The organism is Mesorhizobium sp. WSM4837 (genome assembly GCF_055811435.1).
In genome coordinates this window covers 44,959-60,143 of sequence record NZ_JBVVQE010000023.1, presented here as the reverse complement: position 1 = coordinate 60,143, position 15,185 = coordinate 44,959, and the positions used below count along the sequence as shown (strand labels likewise).

17 protein-coding genes are annotated in these 15,185 nt (G+C 64.1%); 7 read left to right on the top strand and 10 right to left on the bottom strand.

The genetic code is table 11. The features are described from left to right. Positions 1-22 precede the first annotated feature (22 nt). Positions 23-2,671: a TIGR02302 family protein gene (locus AC0L3D_RS15820; RefSeq protein WP_473644978.1), complete on the top strand. Its 2,649-nt coding sequence runs from the start codon at positions 23-25 to the stop codon at positions 2,669-2,671. A gap of 12 nt (positions 2,672-2,683) precedes the next feature. Here the strand turns inward: AC0L3D_RS15820 and AC0L3D_RS15815 are convergent, their stop codons facing one another. Further along, positions 2,684-3,541 carry a LysR family transcriptional regulator gene (locus AC0L3D_RS15815; RefSeq protein ID WP_027153384.1) on the bottom strand — a complete coding sequence of 286 codons (858 nt, stop codon included), beginning with the start codon at positions 3,539-3,541 and terminating at the stop codon, positions 2,684-2,686. A 312-nt stretch (positions 3,542-3,853) separates the two neighbouring features. Between AC0L3D_RS15815 and AC0L3D_RS15810 the strand changes: the two genes are divergently transcribed. Further along, positions 3,854-4,804: a DMT family transporter gene (locus tag AC0L3D_RS15810; RefSeq protein WP_023797216.1), complete on the top strand. Its 951-nt coding sequence runs from the start codon at positions 3,854-3,856 to the stop codon at positions 4,802-4,804. A gap of 12 nt (positions 4,805-4,816) precedes the next feature. Here the strand turns inward: AC0L3D_RS15810 and AC0L3D_RS15805 are convergent, their stop codons facing one another. From AC0L3D_RS15805 to AC0L3D_RS15795, 3 genes are all read right to left on the bottom strand, one after another. After that, entirely contained in the window at positions 4,817-5,188 is a 372-nt protein-coding gene (locus tag AC0L3D_RS15805; RefSeq protein ID WP_027153386.1) for a response regulator, read from the bottom strand. A gap of 61 nt (positions 5,189-5,249) precedes the next feature. After that, the gene (gene hpt / locus AC0L3D_RS15800; RefSeq protein ID WP_023797214.1) at positions 5,250-5,792 is read right to left on the bottom strand and encodes a hypoxanthine phosphoribosyltransferase; all 543 of its coding nucleotides are present in this window, start codon (positions 5,790-5,792) and stop codon (positions 5,250-5,252) included. Positions 5,793-5,819: 27 nt separating this feature from the next. Continuing rightward, positions 5,820-6,467, bottom strand: coding sequence for a hypothetical protein (locus AC0L3D_RS15795; RefSeq protein ID WP_473644976.1), 648 nt, complete (start codon positions 6,465-6,467; stop codon positions 5,820-5,822). A gap of 194 nt (positions 6,468-6,661) precedes the next feature. On the opposite strand from AC0L3D_RS15795, the gene ftsE reads away from it, so the two are divergent. From ftsE to AC0L3D_RS15780, 3 genes are all read left to right on the top strand, one after another. Beyond that, positions 6,662-7,321: a cell division ATP-binding protein FtsE gene (ftsE, locus tag AC0L3D_RS15790; protein ID WP_023797212.1), complete on the top strand. Its 660-nt coding sequence runs from the start codon at positions 6,662-6,664 to the stop codon at positions 7,319-7,321. Continuing rightward, entirely contained in the window at positions 7,314-8,300 is a 987-nt protein-coding gene (locus AC0L3D_RS15785; protein ID WP_473644974.1) for a cell division protein FtsX, read from the top strand. Before ftsE ends, AC0L3D_RS15785 begins: the two co-directional genes overlap by 8 nt. An 81-nt stretch (positions 8,301-8,381) precedes the next feature. Further along, positions 8,382-9,101, top strand: coding sequence for a YdcF family protein (locus tag AC0L3D_RS15780; protein ID WP_128246093.1), 720 nt, complete (start codon positions 8,382-8,384; stop codon positions 9,099-9,101). A gap of 24 nt (positions 9,102-9,125) precedes the next feature. On the opposite strand, the gene AC0L3D_RS15775 is transcribed toward AC0L3D_RS15780, so the two are convergent. Genes AC0L3D_RS15775 through AC0L3D_RS15765 form a run of 3 tightly spaced genes read right to left on the bottom strand, consistent with a single transcriptional unit; the run spans position 9,126 to position 10,813 of the window. Next, a complete protein-coding gene (locus tag AC0L3D_RS15775; protein ID WP_473644972.1) occupies positions 9,126-9,758 on the bottom strand; it encodes a pyridoxamine 5'-phosphate oxidase family protein in 633 nt (210 codons plus the stop codon). A gap of 12 nt (positions 9,759-9,770) precedes the next feature. Continuing rightward, the gene (locus AC0L3D_RS15770) at positions 9,771-10,241 is read right to left on the bottom strand and encodes a nuclear transport factor 2 family protein (RefSeq protein WP_023797208.1); all 471 of its coding nucleotides are present in this window, start codon (positions 10,239-10,241) and stop codon (positions 9,771-9,773) included. Between the two features lie 20 nt (positions 10,242-10,261). Further along, positions 10,262-10,813, bottom strand: a complete 552-nt coding sequence (locus tag AC0L3D_RS15765) for a carboxymuconolactone decarboxylase family protein (RefSeq protein ID WP_023797207.1) — start codon at positions 10,811-10,813, stop codon at positions 10,262-10,264. 106 nt (positions 10,814-10,919) lie between these two features. Here AC0L3D_RS15765 and AC0L3D_RS15760 point away from each other — a divergent pair, with 106 nt between their 5' ends. Then, on the top strand, positions 10,920-11,831 hold the full coding sequence (locus AC0L3D_RS15760; protein ID WP_473644971.1) for a LysR family transcriptional regulator: 912 nt from the start codon (positions 10,920-10,922) through the stop codon (positions 11,829-11,831). Between the two features lie 111 nt (positions 11,832-11,942). Next, complete coding sequence (locus AC0L3D_RS15755) at positions 11,943-12,737, top strand: lysophospholipid acyltransferase family protein (protein WP_473644969.1); 795 nt, start codon at positions 11,943-11,945, stop codon at positions 12,735-12,737. A 27-nt stretch (positions 12,738-12,764) separates the two neighbouring features. On the opposite strand, the gene AC0L3D_RS15750 is transcribed toward AC0L3D_RS15755, so the two are convergent. The 3 genes from AC0L3D_RS15750 to AC0L3D_RS15740 form a co-directional block, all read right to left on the bottom strand. Then, positions 12,765-13,382, bottom strand: coding sequence for a LysE family translocator (locus AC0L3D_RS15750; RefSeq protein ID WP_473644967.1), 618 nt, complete (start codon positions 13,380-13,382; stop codon positions 12,765-12,767). A 146-nt stretch (positions 13,383-13,528) separates the two neighbouring features. Beyond that, positions 13,529-14,476: an aldo/keto reductase gene (locus AC0L3D_RS15745; RefSeq protein ID WP_473644965.1), complete on the bottom strand. Its 948-nt coding sequence runs from the start codon at positions 14,474-14,476 to the stop codon at positions 13,529-13,531. A gap of 115 nt (positions 14,477-14,591) precedes the next feature. Then, positions 14,592-15,158, bottom strand: coding sequence for a gamma-glutamylcyclotransferase (locus AC0L3D_RS15740; protein ID WP_473645002.1), 567 nt, complete (start codon positions 15,156-15,158; stop codon positions 14,592-14,594). Positions 15,159-15,185 lie beyond the last annotated feature (27 nt).

Below are 15,185 nucleotides of genomic sequence, written 5' to 3'. Positions count from 1 at the left end.
CCCGCCCGAACAGGAAGGGCCGATGACGCAACGACCCACCTTCACCAGCGATCGCAGCCTGGCCGGGCGCCTTGCCCTGAGCCGGCTGGCGACGCGGGTCTCGATGACGGTCGAGCGTGGTTGGCCGTTGCTGCTTCCGCTCGTCATCGTCGCCAGCCTGTTCCTCAGCGTCTCGTGGCTCGGCCTCTTCCTTTTACTGCCCGACATGGCGCGCATCGGTCTTGTGGCTGTGTTCGCCATCGCAGCCCTTGTCGCGCTCTATCCCCTGCGTTTCTTCCGGGTGCCGTCCAGTGCCGAGATCGATCGGCGCATCGAGGCGGCCAACCTATTGCTGCACAGCCCGGTGCTGGTGCAGACGGACCGGCCAAGCGGCAGGGAAAGCATTTTTTCGCAAGCGCTGTGGCGCGAGCACCAGAAACGCATGGCCGAAAAACTCGGCAACCTCGGTGGCGACCTGCCACGCACCCGGGTGCCGGAGCGCGACCCGTGGGGGCTGCGCGCCGTGGCGGCGCTTGTGTTGGTCACCGCTTTCGCCTTCTCGTTCGGGCCGTCGGGCGGCCGCATAGCAGACGGGTTCAGTGCCCACGCGGCGCGCGATGCCGTGCCGCCGCGCATCGACGCCTGGGTGACGCCGCCGGCCTACACCGGCAGGGCGCCGGTCTTCCTCACTTCACCAGCCCTCGCCAACCCGGCCCTCGCCAGCAATGGCAATCAGGCGCCGTCCACCTTCACCGTTCCGGAAGGCAGCGATGTGTCGCTGCGCGTCACCGGCGGCTCGGGCGAGGAAACGCTGAGCTATGCCGACGCCGACGGCAACGCCCGCACCATCGAGCCGGCCGGGCAGCAGGCCGACGCGGCCAAGCCGGCGGCGGCAACGCCCTCCACGGCAACGCCCTCCACGGTGCGCCAGTTCACCGGCAAGCTGACGGCCAACGGCACGCTGACACTGAACTCGGGCGGCGACGAACTCGGCAGCTGGGCCTTCGCGGTGATCCCGGACAAGCCGCCACAAATCCGCTTCGTCGGCGAGCCGAAACGCGCCGTCAACGGCTCCTTCGAACTCAACTACCAGATCGACGACGACTATGGCGCGGCCTCCGCCAAGGCGGATTTCGTATTGGCCGACCCACCGGCGCCGAATGCGCATCCGCTCTATGGCCCGCCCGAAATGCCGCTGACGCTGCCGCGCCGCGGCGTCAACGGGAATGCCGCCAAGACCACGAAGGACCTGACCGAGCATGTCTGGGCCGGCGGCGACATCAAGCTCAGGCTTGTCGCCACCGACGATGCCGGCCATACGGCAACCAGCGAAACCAGGACCCTGGTGATGCCGGAGCGGCCATTCTCCAATCCGCTGGCCAGGGCCGTGATCGAGCAGCGCCGCGCGCTGGCGCTCGACGCCAACGCCAAGAGCCGCGTGCTCGACCTGATGGATGCGATCACGCTCAGGCCCGAAGACACGTTCGACAATATGGCGCACTACCTCGCCATCATGAGCGCCCGCACCCGGCTGAAGATGGCCGAGAACGACGACAAATTGCGCGACGAAGTCGCCTATCTCTGGGAGATCGCGCTCGGCATCGAGGAAGGCAATCTTTCGGACGCCGAGCGGCGGCTGCGCCAGGCGCAGCAGGCGTTGCAGGACGCGATCAAGAACGGCGCCAGCGACGAGGAAATCGACAAGGCGATGAAGGAACTGCGCGAGGCGATGAACCAATTCTTGCAGGAATTCGCCCAGCGTGCGCAGCAGAATCCAAACGCGCCGCAGATGCAGCAGAACGGCCAGGAGCTGCGCCAGAGTGATATCGAACGGATGATGGACCAGATCGAGAATCTGGCGAAGTCCGGCGATCGCGACAGCGCGCAGCAATTGCTTTCGCAACTGCAGGACATGATGAACAACCTGCAGGCCGGACGTCAGCAGCAGGGCGGCCAGCAGAACAGCGAAATGCGCCAGCAGATGGACAAGCTCGGCGAGATCATGCGGCGCCAGCAGGAGATGATGAACGAAACCTTCCGCATGGACCAGATGCAGCGCGGCCAGCAACAGCGTGGGCAGAACCGAGACGAGCAGCTCGGCGAGAACGGCGAGCAGGGCCAAATGGGCGAACAGGGCGAGCAGCCCGGCCCAGGCGAAGACCGCGATCCGCTCGGCCGGCCGAAGCCGATGACGCCGGAGGAATTCGCCGACGCGCTGAAGCAGTTGCAGGAAGGCCAGGGCAAACTGCAAAGCGAGCTCGACCAGTTGAGAAAGGGTCTCGAAGGTATGGGGCTCGAGCCCAATGAGGGATTTGGCGAGGCCGGCAAATCCATGGGCGATGCCGAACAGGCGCTTGGCGACAGCGATGGCGATCAGGCGGTCGGCCACCAGGGCCGCGCGCTGGAGGCGTTGCGCAAGGGCGCCAAGGACATGATGAAGCAATTGCAGGCCATGCAGGGCGACGAGGGCGACGGCCAGCGCGGCGGCCGCCAGCAGAATGCCGACCGCGATCCGCTCGGCCGGCCACGCGCCACCGAGGGTCCAGATTTCGGCGATTCGGTGAAGGTGCCGGACGAGATCGACGTGCAGCGCGCCCGCCAGATCCTCGACGCGATCCGCAAGCGGCTCGGCAACGCGCTCAGCCCCGATATCGAGCGCAGCTATCTGGAGCGGCTGCTGGAGCTGAAGTAAAGCCGGCCTGCTCTAACGGTTGGTGAACGCCTCGCGGATCGCCTCTTCCATGCTGACGATGGCCTCGCCGGAAGCGTTCGGATTGCGCCGCAGCACCACGTTCGAGGAATCGATGTCGCCGAATCCATCGGCGGCGGTAAGCTCGCGGCAGCCGGCCGGGATGTTGCTGCGCGAGATCGGCGCAATCGCCAGCCCGGAGGTGACGGCAAGTCGCAGGCCGCCATTGGTATCGCTTGTATAGGCGACGCGATAGGCGAGACCACGCTGTTCCAGCGACTTTATCGCGAAATCCTTGCACCAGCCGGCGCGGTTGTAGAGCGCGATCGGCACCGGCCGCTCCTCATGCATGTGATGCAGCTCCGACGTCACCCACACGGTCGGGTCATGCATCAGCACCTCACCGCCGGAGAGGTCCTGCCATTCGAACACCACTGCCAGATCGAGCTCGCCGGCGGCGAGCGCCGCGATCTGCGCACCGGAATGCGCGTAGCGGACGGTGATGTCGACCTGAGGATGACGCTTGGCAAAGGCGCCGAGCGCGCGCGACAGGATCGCGTGGCCATATTCCTCCGGAATGCCGATGCGCACCGGTCCGCCAAGCGGCGCCGCGACCATCGATGCCGCCGTCTCGTCCAGCAGCGACACGATGCGGCGGGCGTTGACGATGAGTTCGCCGCCGCGGCGCGTCAGCGCCACACCCCGCGAGCCGCGCTCGAACAGGCTGTCGCCGACCATATCCTCGAGCTTCTTCATCTGCATCGAAACCGCCGACTGGGTACGGCCGGCCTGCACCGCAGCCTTGGTGAAATTGCCGGCGTCGGCGACCGCGACGAAGGTGCGCAGCAGATCGCTGTCGAGCGTGGGCTTCATTTGTCCGCCATAAGAAAATCTGATCGCTGGCATCATTCCAATTCGTTTGCAACATGTCAAACGGCGGATAATAGTTGCTTCACCCATTGGATATGCGGCTGCGAAATCGGCTGCGGACCAAAAAAGTCCTCACTCGTACCCGCTGCCCGAAATGGTGGCGGGTTCTTTTTGATGCAGGTCGCCCAAAAGCATGTCCTCGGGCCCGACCCTGGGCCTGACCCGAGGGTGCGAAGCGGTTTTGGGCGATGTGCATAAAACAAAGTTACGCGGGCCCGGCTCTCGGGCCGCGCACGCAAGGAGCCGTCGAACGCCATGCAGAACCGGATCGTCCTCGGCATGGCAAGCCTTTGCCTCGGCGTTCTGGTGTTCTCGCTCCAGGATCCGCTGATCAAGGCCGTATCGGGAACCTATCCGGTGACCGAGGTGATGGCGATCCGCTCGATCGTTGCCCTGCCCATTCTTCTCGTGCTGGTTCATGCCGATGTCGGGCTCAGGGCGATCTTTTCAAAGCGGTTTCGCATGTTGACGATGCGCGCCTTGATCCTGTTCACCTCCTACACGCTCTACTACCTGGCGATCGCCGCCCTGCCGCTCGCCGACGCGGTGGCGCTCTATTTCATGGCACCGCTGTTCATCATGGCGCTTGCCGGCCCCTATCTCGGCGAACGGGTAGCGGGGCAGACGCTGGTCACCGTCATGGTCGGCATGCTCGGCGTGCTGGTGATGCTGCGACCCGGCGCCGGGCTGTTCGACTGGGCGGCGCTGCTGTCGCTGGCCTCGGCGGTGCTGTACGGTTTTTCGCAGTTGATGGCCCGCAAGATCGGCGACACCGAATCATCCACGGTCATGGCGTTCTATCAAAACGGCGTCTATCTCCTGGGCGCTGCAGCGGTCGCCGGGCTGTTCTGGCTGGCAGGAATAGCTCATGCCACGCATCCGAGCCTCGAATTCCTGGTCAGGCCATGGATCTGGCCGACGTCAATCGACTTCCTGACGATGGCCGCCTGCGGCGTCGTGGCTTCGGCCGGGATGATCCTGTTGTCGCAGGCCTACCGGCTGGCGCCGGCCAACGGCGTCGCCACCTTCGAATACACCGGCATCATCTGGTCGCCGCTGTGGGGCTTCCTGTTCTTTGCCGAAGTGCCGCGATCGACCACCGTCATCGGCGCCGCCCTCATCATCGGCGCCGGTCTGTTCGCGCTCAACGCCAGCCGGCGCCGGAGCAGCGCGCCGGCAATCGCAGCGACCTGCGATCCGGCCTGACCGCGCGGAATCTTAAGCGAAACAGGCGAGCGCCTGTTCGACGCGCGCGCGGATTTCGGCCAGCGTGAACGGCTTCTGCACGACGTCCACAATGACGCCGTTCAATTCCTCGGCGCGCTCGCGCTGGTCGGCATAGCCAGTCATCAGCAAGATCTTCATCGCCGGGAAAAGCGATGCAGCCGCCTTGGCCATTTGGATGCCGTCCATCTCCGGCATCCGGATATCCGAGACGACAAGGTCGTAGCCGCCACGTGCAGCGCGGATCAGGGCAAGCCCCTGCGCGCCGTCAGCGGCGATGTCGATCATATGCCCGGCGCGTTCGAGCGCGCGAGCGGCGAGGGTGCGGACGGATTCATCGTCCTCAACGATCAGGAGCTTTGCCATAGCCGAATGTTGGCGTGGAAAAGTTGACTTTTCCTGAACCGCAACCGCATCGAAGATAAATCTAGGCGTCGCCCTTTACGACGCCGACAAACGGCAGTTCGCGAAAGGCGTGGGCCACATCCATGCCGTAGCCGACGACGAAATAGTCGGGGCAGTCGAAGCCGACATAGTCGGCGTTGAGCGTGGTCTGGCGGCGCATGCGCTTGTCGAGCAGCACGGCGATGGCGCAGCTTTTGGCGCCGCGCGACAGCATCAGGTCGCGGGTGAAGGACAGCGTCTTGCCGGATTCGAGGATGTCGTCGATCAACAGCACGTCTCGGCCGGCGACCTCATTGTCGATGTCGCGCAGCACCCTCACCTCGCCGCTGGTGGTGCCGGCGCCGTAGCTGGAGATGAAGATGAACTCGACCTCCGGCGACAGGCCGACATCGTGCATGGCGCGGATGAGGTCGGCGGCGAAGATGAACGATCCCTTCAGCACCGAAATCACCAGAAGGTCGTGATAATCGTGCCCGGCGATCTCCTTGGCGAGCTCCAGATTGCGGCGGGCGATCGCCGACGCCGAAAACAGGACCTCGATATCCTTGCCGCGCACGATTGGCATTGGCTGCCCTTCCAGAAATGATCGCCGCTAATTGGCGAAGGTGACCGAGACGGTCTTGACCCCGTTTCTAGGCATGTCGAGCCGGCTGGAAAAGCCAAATCTTTCGCCGGGCGCCAGCGAACGGTTAAATGTCGCCAGCCTATAACGGGTTGTGCGCCTGTCATTGCCGGTGACCCGGACTTCCAGCGGTGGCAATGGCGACGGGCTGGCGCCGTCATTCGCGGCCTCGCCACCGACGAACAGGACAGGTTGCGGCCCGGACGCATCGATACGCGACGTAACGCCTGAAATGGTCAGGGCAGCGCCCGCTTGTCGCGCCGCCAGAAGAAGCGGCGTCTGGCGCACCAGCGCGTGCCCGCCCGAGATCCAGAAGGCTGCAAACGCGGCACTGAGGCCGGCGATCCAGAAGATCGGCCCGCCGCGCGACGCCCGCAGCCGTTCCATCGCCGCTACCGGCTTGCGCAGCATGTCCATGCCTTTGATCGATGGCGTGGTGATCACGCGCAAAAGCGGCGGTGAAACGCCCGTGCTGGCGGTTAAACGCGGCAGCACCTCGTAGTCGGCGTCGACGATGTCACCAGGCGGATCACGCATGATGCGTTCCGGCGCAGGATTTGCGGCCGTATCGGTCATGATTTCGCCGGAAACCGGGCGCGCGGTTCGATCGTCAGCCATCGCGGCCTCAGCACTTCGCACTTGTTCGCTCTTCGTTTCTTATGCGTAAACGGAAATGGTTAACGTTTCCCCCGGAAACCCCTTGTGACGCGCCCAAAAAACCCCAAAATTAACCGCCGGTTAACCATGCCGGCCGATGGTCTTTTCTCAGAGAAGGCTGCCTCGTCGCCGCCGCAAGTTTCAGGTCGTCGAACGTGATCCGCTTCGAAAATGTCGGCCTCCGCTATGGCATGGGTCCGGAAATCCTCCGCGACATTTCCTTGCACATACCGGAGCGCTCCTTCCAGTTCCTGAGCGGCCCTTCGGGCGCCGGCAAGACGACGCTGCTGCGGCTTTTGTTCATGTCGCTCAAGCCGACGCGTGGGCTGATCACCATCTTCGGCAAAGACCGCTCGCGCATCTCGCGCGCCGAGCTGCCGCATCTGCGGCGGCGCATCGGCGTGGTGTTCCAGGACTTTCGCCTGCTCGACCACATGACGACCTATGAGAATGTGGCCTTGCCGCTGCGCGTGCGCGGGCGCGAGGAGGCCAGCTACCGCACCGATGTGACCGAGCTCTTGAAATGGGTCGGCCTTGGCGAGCGCATGCATGTGCTGCCGCCGGTGCTGTCGGGTGGCGAGAAGCAGCGCGCCGCAATCGCCAGGGCGCTGATCGAGCAGCCCGAAATCCTGCTTGCCGATGAGCCAACCGGGAATGTCGACCCGCCGCTGGCGCGACGCCTGTTGCGGCTGTTCATCGAACTCAACCGGCTGGGCACCGCCGTGGTGATCGCAACGCACGACCTCGGCCTGATGGAACAGGTCGACGCACGCCGCATGATCCTGTCCGGCGGAAGGCTGGATATCTATGACTGACCTTTCCGCTCGCCATGTCGAAGACCAACACGCTGACAGGGCTGGGACGCAGCGCGTTCAGCGCAAGATGGCGCCGATCGTGCCCGCCCAGAACATCGCCGGCCGGGCGCTGGTCCTGGTGATCGCCATCATGACATTCCTCTCCTGCCTGACCTTCGGCGCGGTGACGCTGGTGCGCGACACCGCCTCGGTCTGGGAGAACCAGATCTCACGCGAGGCGACGATCCAGATCAAGCCGATGGACGGCCTCGACATCGAGGCAGCACTTGCCCAGGCCTCGCAGATCGCCGGCGAATTCCCTGGCGTGAAGAGCGCCAGGATCGTCGACCGCGATGCCACGGCGCGGCTTTTGGAACCCTGGCTGGGTTCGGGTCTCAACATCGACGAGCTGCCGGTGCCGCGTCTGATCATCGTCACCATAGACGAGACCAACCCTCCCGATTTCGCCGCAATGCGCGCCGCGATCACGTCGAAACTGCCCAGTGCCTCGCTTGACGACCATCGCACCTGGGTCGACCGGCTGGTCGCCATGGCCCGCACCACGGTGACCATCGGCATCGCCGTGTTGGCGCTGATGCTGGCTGCAACCGTGCTGACCGTGGTGTTCGCGACGCGCGGCGCCATGGCCGGCAACGGCCACATCATCGAGGTGCTGCATTTCGTCGGCGCCGAAGCGCGCTTTATCGCGCGCGAATTCCGCCACCACTTTCTCGTCACCGGCATGAAGGGCGCCGCCGCCGGGGGTGCGGCGGCGGTGTTCGTCTTCATCGTCTTCTCGTGGTGGTCGTCGCGAAACATGGCGACGCCGCAGGCCGATCAGGCGACCGCCCTGTTCGGCAATTTCGCCATCGGTTCGGCGGGCTATCTCGGCGTTGTTCTCATGGTGCTGGTCATCGGTGCGCTGACGGCGGCAACCTCCCATGTCACCGTCGTCACCTATCTCAGCGACATCGATGTCCGCCAGCCGGACGCAGGGTGATCACGTATAGAGAATTAGCGTAACGAAATTTGTGCTTTCCGACCTACTAAACGCCGTATTTCGGAGTTATCGATAAGGACGATGGACGCGCGCGACTCGACCGGAATGGCTGGACAGTTGCCCTTGGTGATCACGCGTTCTAGCGAGCGCGTCAAGCCCCGCCGATTGGCGAGCGCGCTACGCATCTCAGCTTTCTTTCTGCTCGTGCTGGCAACGTTGTTTGCCGGCGGCTTTGGCTGGTTCGCCAGCACCGTCAGCCGTCTCGCGACGCCCGCCAATCCGGCAAGGGCCGATGCCATCATCGTGCTGACCGGCGGCCATTCGCGTCTCGACGCGGCCATGGGCCTGCTGGCGTCCGGCAAGGGCGAGCGGCTGCTGATCAGTGGCGTGCATCCTTCCGCCAGCCGCCGCCAGCTTCAGGTCGCGACCCGCGGCGACAAGGAATTGTTTTCCTGCTGCGTCGACATCGACCGTGCCGCGCTCGACACGATCGGCAATGCCGAGGAAAGTGCCAAGTGGGTGGAAGACCACGCCTATGGCACCGTGATTCTCGTCACCAACAACTATCACATGCCGCGCAGCCTGCTGGAAATGGGCCGGCTGCTGCACAAGGCCAAGCTCGAGCCCTATCCGGTGGTCAACAGCAATCTTGGCAATGGCGGCTGGCTGACCAAGCCGAGAGCCTTGCGCGTGCTGTTCACCGAATACAACAAATATCTGCTGGCGCTGGCGCGCGGCATCGTGCCGGTCAAGCCAACGCCAACCGGCATCGCGCTGGCCGAGGCTGTTGCGCCGAACTGAGCCGATCTGGAACCGGCAGCGCTATCATTCCTTGAGCGTGGCGCTTGAGACGCTGCGCAGCCGCGCGATCTCGTGTTCGAGACGTTCGATACGCTTGTCCCGCTCGGCCAGCGCCGCCGCCACATCGGCCGCTTCGAAACGCTGTGGAATGTGCTGCGGACAATTGGAATCCCAGGCCGAAACCGTGAACAGGATGATCTGCTCCGGGCGCGCCTTGTAGCCTTCCGGCATCAGCTTCGCCATCAGTTCGGCGTCCTGTTCGACGACCCGTGCGCTGCCCCAGATCTTGATGCGCTGCCGATGCGCATAGTCGATCAGGAACAGGAAAGCCCGCGGGTTGTCGTCCAGATTGCCTTGGGTGATGAATTGCTTGTTGCCGGAAAAATCGGCGAAGCCGATCGTCCGCTCGTCGAGCACCTTGAGGAAGCCGGCCGGCCCGCCGCGATGCTGGATGTAGGGCTGGCCCTCACCATTGGCCGTCGACAGGAAGACGCTGGTCTGCGCCTCGATGAAGGCGGCGAGATCGGGCGTGATATCAGCTGGCCAGCTGCCGCGCTGTTCGACGCGGGCATAGGCCTCGCGTGAGCCTTTGCGGGCCTGGATCGCCTTGACGGTTGGCGTAAAGGCGACATCGCTGGTGAAGAGGTGAGCATTCATGGAAAGCCTCCTTCAAAGGCCGAGTTCCGATAGAGAGGGATGACCGTCCGGCCGGCGGCCAAGCGGCCAATGATATTTGCGGTCGGCCTCGAGGATCGGCAGGTCGTTGATGCTGGCGATGCGCAGGCGCATCAATCCAAGCTCATCGAACTCCCAGTTCTCATTGCCGTAGCTGCGAAACCACGAGCCGCTGTGGTCGTGCCATTCATAAGCGAAACGCACGGCGATACGGTTGTCGCGGAAGGCCCAGACCTCCTTGATGAGCCGGTAGTCGCGTTCGCGACCCCATTTGCGTGTGAGGAATGTCTGGATAGCCTCGCGCCCTTGCAGGAACTCGGCCCGGTTGCGCCAGCGGCTGTCGATTGTGTAGGCAAGCGCGACCCGTGCCGGATCACGGGAGTTCCAGGCATCCTCAGCCATGCGTGCCTTCTGTGCGGCGGTCTCGGCGGTGAATGGCGGGAGCGGCGGGCGGCTTTCAGACATGGGAACTCCTTGCGACTGACTCAGGCTGCCCTGCGGGCAGAAACGACCGGAAAGTCGATTTCCGTCCTGGCGACCTCATTGACATAGTTGGTCCAGACATTGAGAGCGACATGCTGGACGATCTCGATGATCTGCGCATCGTCGTAGCCTGCGAGCCTGACGGCGCTGAGATCCTCGTCACCGATATGGCCGCGGTCGCGCGCAATCTTGGTGGCGAAACGCACGGCTGCGGCGGCCTTGGGATCGTTGGAACTGCCCGCGCGATTGGCGACCATTTCGGCATCATCAAGCTTGGCGAGATTCTTGCCGAGATAGGTGTGAGCGGAAAGGCAGTAGTTGCAGCCATTGACCTCGGCAACCGCCAGAGCAATGCGCTCGCGCGTCGGCGCGGGCAGTCGGCCTTTGGCAAGCGCTCCAGACAGGCTGAGATAGCCTTCAAGCGCAGCCGGGCTATTGGAAACAAGCCTGAAGAGGTTAGGCACGACGCCGAGTTGCTTCTCGACGGCATGTAACATCGGCTGCGACGCAGCAGGCGCGGCCTCTATGGACGCTGGTGTAGGGATACGGGGCATCGGCATTCCTTCTCGTTGATCAGCTCGCCGCCAAAACATGGCCCCTTCCATCGCTCGGATGTAGATGCCATATTTGCAACCTATCCTTCCATTTTCCGGGAGAAATATGGATCGCATCGAGGCCATGTCGCTTTTTGTCGCCGCGGCGGAGGCCGGCAGCCTTTCGGCCGCCGGACGCCGTTTCGGCATCCCGCTTGCAACGGTCAGCCGCAAGGTCTCCGACCTGGAGCGGCATCTGAAGACGCGTCTTCTGAATCGCTCGACGCGGCAGCTGACGCTGACCGACACAGGTCACGCCTACCTCGCTGCCTGCCGTCGCATTCTCGACGAGGTCGGCGAGGCCGAGCGGACTGCCGCCGGCGAATACAGCGCCCCGACAGGCGAACTGATCATCACCGCACCGATCGTCTTTGGCCGCCTGCATGTGCTGCCGGTCGTCACCGGCTTCCTCGCTGCCTACCCCGACGTGACTATTCGGCTGATGCTTGCGGACCGGATAACCCAGTTGACCGAGGAGCACATCGATCTCGCCGTCCGCATCGGCCAGCTTCCCGACTCCAGCCTTGTGGCCACCCGCATCGGCTCGATCCGGCGCGTTGTTTGCGCGAGCCCGGCCTATCTGGCCGAGCACGGCACGCCGGAGGCGCCGAAAGACCTCGCGGCACACAACTGCGTCACCTTCGAGGGGCTCACCGCTCCCGCCGCATGGACTTTTGCCACGGGCAAGACTGACCTCACCGTTCCGATCCGCTCACGACTTCGGGTCAACACCGCGGAAGCGGCGATCGATGCCGCGATTGCCGGCATCGGGTTAACAAGGGTGCTTTCCTACCAGATCGCAGCTGCAGTGCGGTCGGGCACCCTCCGCACCGTGCTGGAGGCATTCGAGCCGCAGCCATGGCCGGTCAGCCTGGTGCATGCCGGCAATGGCCTGCTGCCGGTGAAACTGCGTGCGTTTCTCGATTTCGCCGCCCCACGCCTGAAGAAACGGCTGGTGCAAGAGACGTGGCAGGCCTGACGAACGGGCCGCGGCTTCATCAAGGCGGATCGATCTCCGGCCATCGCACGGTTTCCTTTTTGCCCGCGCTTGGTGTAACCAACGCACACCTCCTCACCGGGCTCTTCCTGCATGCTTTATGTCCGCTCGCTGGCGTTCAACTTCGTCTTCTACGTCAATCTGATCGTCCAGATGATCCTCTGGACCCCGTACTATTTCCTGTCTCCGCGCCCCCGTGCCTGGTTCGTGCCGAAATTCTGGTCACACACCAGCATGTGGCTCTATGACAAGATCGCCGGCACCAAAAGCGAGATCACCGGCCAGGAAAACCTGCCCGAGGGTTCCTTCATCCTGGCGCCGAAGCACCAGTCCTTCTGGGACGCGATCGCCTTTTTCCCGTTCCTGCAGGATCCGATCTACATCCTCAAGCGGGAACTGACCTGGATCCCGTTCTTCGGCTGGTACATCCTGAAAATGCGGATGATCCCGGTCGACCGCGGCAGCCGCTCGAAGGCGCTGAAAGCGGTGGTCGCCGCGACCAGGCAGGAGCTGGCGCGCAATCCCCGCCAGCTGATCATCTACCCCGAGGGCACGCGCCGGGCGCCGGGCGACGAGCCGGCCTATAAATACGGCATCGTCGAGCTCTATACCCAGCTTGGCATTCCGGTGGTGCCGGTCGCCCATGTCGCCGGCCTCTACTGGCCGCGGCGAAAATTCCTGCGCTATCCCGGCACGATCAAGGCCCGCTTCCTGCCGCCGATCCCGGCGGGTTTGGGCAAGCAAGAATTCATGGAACGGCTGATCGGCGAGACGGAAGCCGCCTGCGACCAGCTGCTCATCGAGGCGTCCCAGGCGCCAAACCCGCCGCCAATGCCGCCAACGGCGGTAAAGCGGCTGAGGGAACTTGGCTCCGATATCCCGACCTGAACCATCTTGCTTGGTCGGCAGTATCCCCTAGGGAATCACAGCCAGCGCCGTGGTCAAAACCAGTGTTGCCGCGAACATCAGATTGATGATCCGCGACGCCAGCGGATTGCGCAGGAAGCGCGCAAACGCTGCCCCGGCGAGAAGCCACAGGACATAGATGGCGATGATCATCGAAGCGAGGACCGCCAGCTTGAGACCTGCATCGAGCTCACCAGCGGACGACGTGCCGGCAAATACGGCGGCAATCGCCACATAGGCTTTTGGGTTGGCGACGGCCAGAAGAAACCCGCCGAGGAATGTGGGACGCGCCGCGCCGCCAGTACGCGCTGCCAGAGGCGGGGCCGTTGCTATCTTGAAGGCGAGGTAGAGGATGTAGGCTGCGGATGCCACCGCCAGGAGGGGTGTGAGCGTCGGCACAGAGGCGAGCGTGGCCGTAATGCCCGTCGCCACGACCAAAAGCACGGCGACCGTACCAAGAATGATGCCCGAGGCGTAGCGGAGTGAATCGCGCGGGCCGAAGGCGGCGCCAACGGCGGTGACGCTTATCGTCGCCGGCCCCGGACTGCCCATCACGACCGCCGATGCCAGCACAAGCGCGAGCAATTTCTGCCATAGTTCCGGATGGGAAAAGACCTGTTCGGACATCTGTATACCAGTATCCAGGCGCGATGCCGGCAATGGTATGGCAGGGCACAGCAGGCGTCTTGAACGATCGTGCAGGGAGCGTTCCGGCGCAGGCCGCGCCCGGTTCTTGGCTGCTGTTTGATCAAGCCATCGCTTCGCGCTGGCGTCTAAGCACTCGCGCTGTCGAGCTCGACGATATCGTCCGGACCGAACTCCAATGATGCGGCGCGGACGAGGCTGTCTACCTGATCCAATGTCGTGGTGCTGGCGATCGGCGCGGTGACGCCGGCCCGCGCAATCACCCAGGCGAGCGCCACTTCCGCCGGCTTGGCCGCGTGACGTCCCGATACGGCGTCGAGTGCCGCCAGGATGCGCATGCCGCGCGCGTTGAGATAGTTCTTCACGTCGTCGCCACGCGCGCTTTTGCCGAGATCGGCTTGGCTGCGGTACTTGCCGCTCAAAAACCCCTTGGCGAGGCTGAAATAGGTGATGACGCCGATATCCTCGGCCATGCACAGATCGCGCAGCGGCCCATCGAAAGAGGCGCGATCGTAGAGATTATACTCCGGCTGCAGCACCGCATAGCGCGGCAGGCCCCGCAGGCTTGCCACGTCCAGCGCGGCGCGCAACTGGCCAGCATCGAGATTGGACGCGCCGACGTGGCGGATCTTGCCCTTGTCGAGCAGCTTCTGATAGGCGCCAAGCGTTTCCTCGTAAGGGGTGGCCGGGTCCGGCCAGTGCGACAGATAGAGATCGACGACATCGGTCTGCAGCCGCTTCAGCGACGCATCGATGGCCTTTTCGATATAGGCCGCGGAGAGGTCTTTCCTGCCCTGCCCCATGTCCGACCCGACCTTGGTGATCACCACAACCTTGTCGCGATTGCCGCGGCTTTTCATCCATTTGCCGATGATCGTTTCGGATTCACCGCCCTTGTTGCCGGGAACCCAGCGCGAATAGGCATCGGCGGTGTCGATGGCGTTGAGGCCGGCGCCGACGAACCGGTCGAGCAGGTCGAAAGAGGTTTTCTCGTCGGCGGTCCAGCCGAAGACGTTGCCACCCAGAACCAGCGGCGCGATGGACAGGTCGGTTTGACCGAGACGACGTTTCTGCAAGACTGATCTCCGTGGGGAATGGAAAGAAGCGGGCGAAAAGCCCCGTGACCGGCTTAACCTATGGCGGGCCGCACCAACGTCAAAGGGCCGGCCGACTTTTCCACCGACCAGCGCTTCACAAAGGCGCGATCCGTTTCGCCACCTCTTCCAGCCAATGGTCGCGGATCCCCAGCGCCTCGAGGTGCTCCAGCGTGCTGGACACGTAGTCCTCATTCTTTCCCGACTGGCCGACGGCGCCGCGAACGACGCTCGCCGCATCGGCCGCGTCGAGCGCACCGGCATATTGCTCGTGGGTACGGTCGACGACATAGGCGACAGCCTCGACCGTCTCGCCTCCGTCTGTGTCGCCCCCACCCTTGTCGGCCTCACGCGTGTCCCCCTTGTCGAGGCGAATGCTAACCATGCGCTCGAGATAGACATTGGTGACCAGTTCGCGCTCGCGCAGATAGGTGATGACCTCGTTGCGCAGATCGCCGGGGACGCGGAAAGCCAGCCCGATGCAGGAGCCGCCACGGTCGAGGCCGAGCACCAGGCCGGGCCGTTCGCGCGTTCCGCGATGCACGAAGGAGTAGACGCACAGCGAGCGGCGGTAGCCATGGAGGCGGGCCCGCCGCGTCTCGACATGCGCAAATCCCGGCCGCCAGATCAGCGAGCCGTAGCCAAAAACCCAAAAATCGCCCATATCGCCAAGCCTGGTTGCAGCACCGCA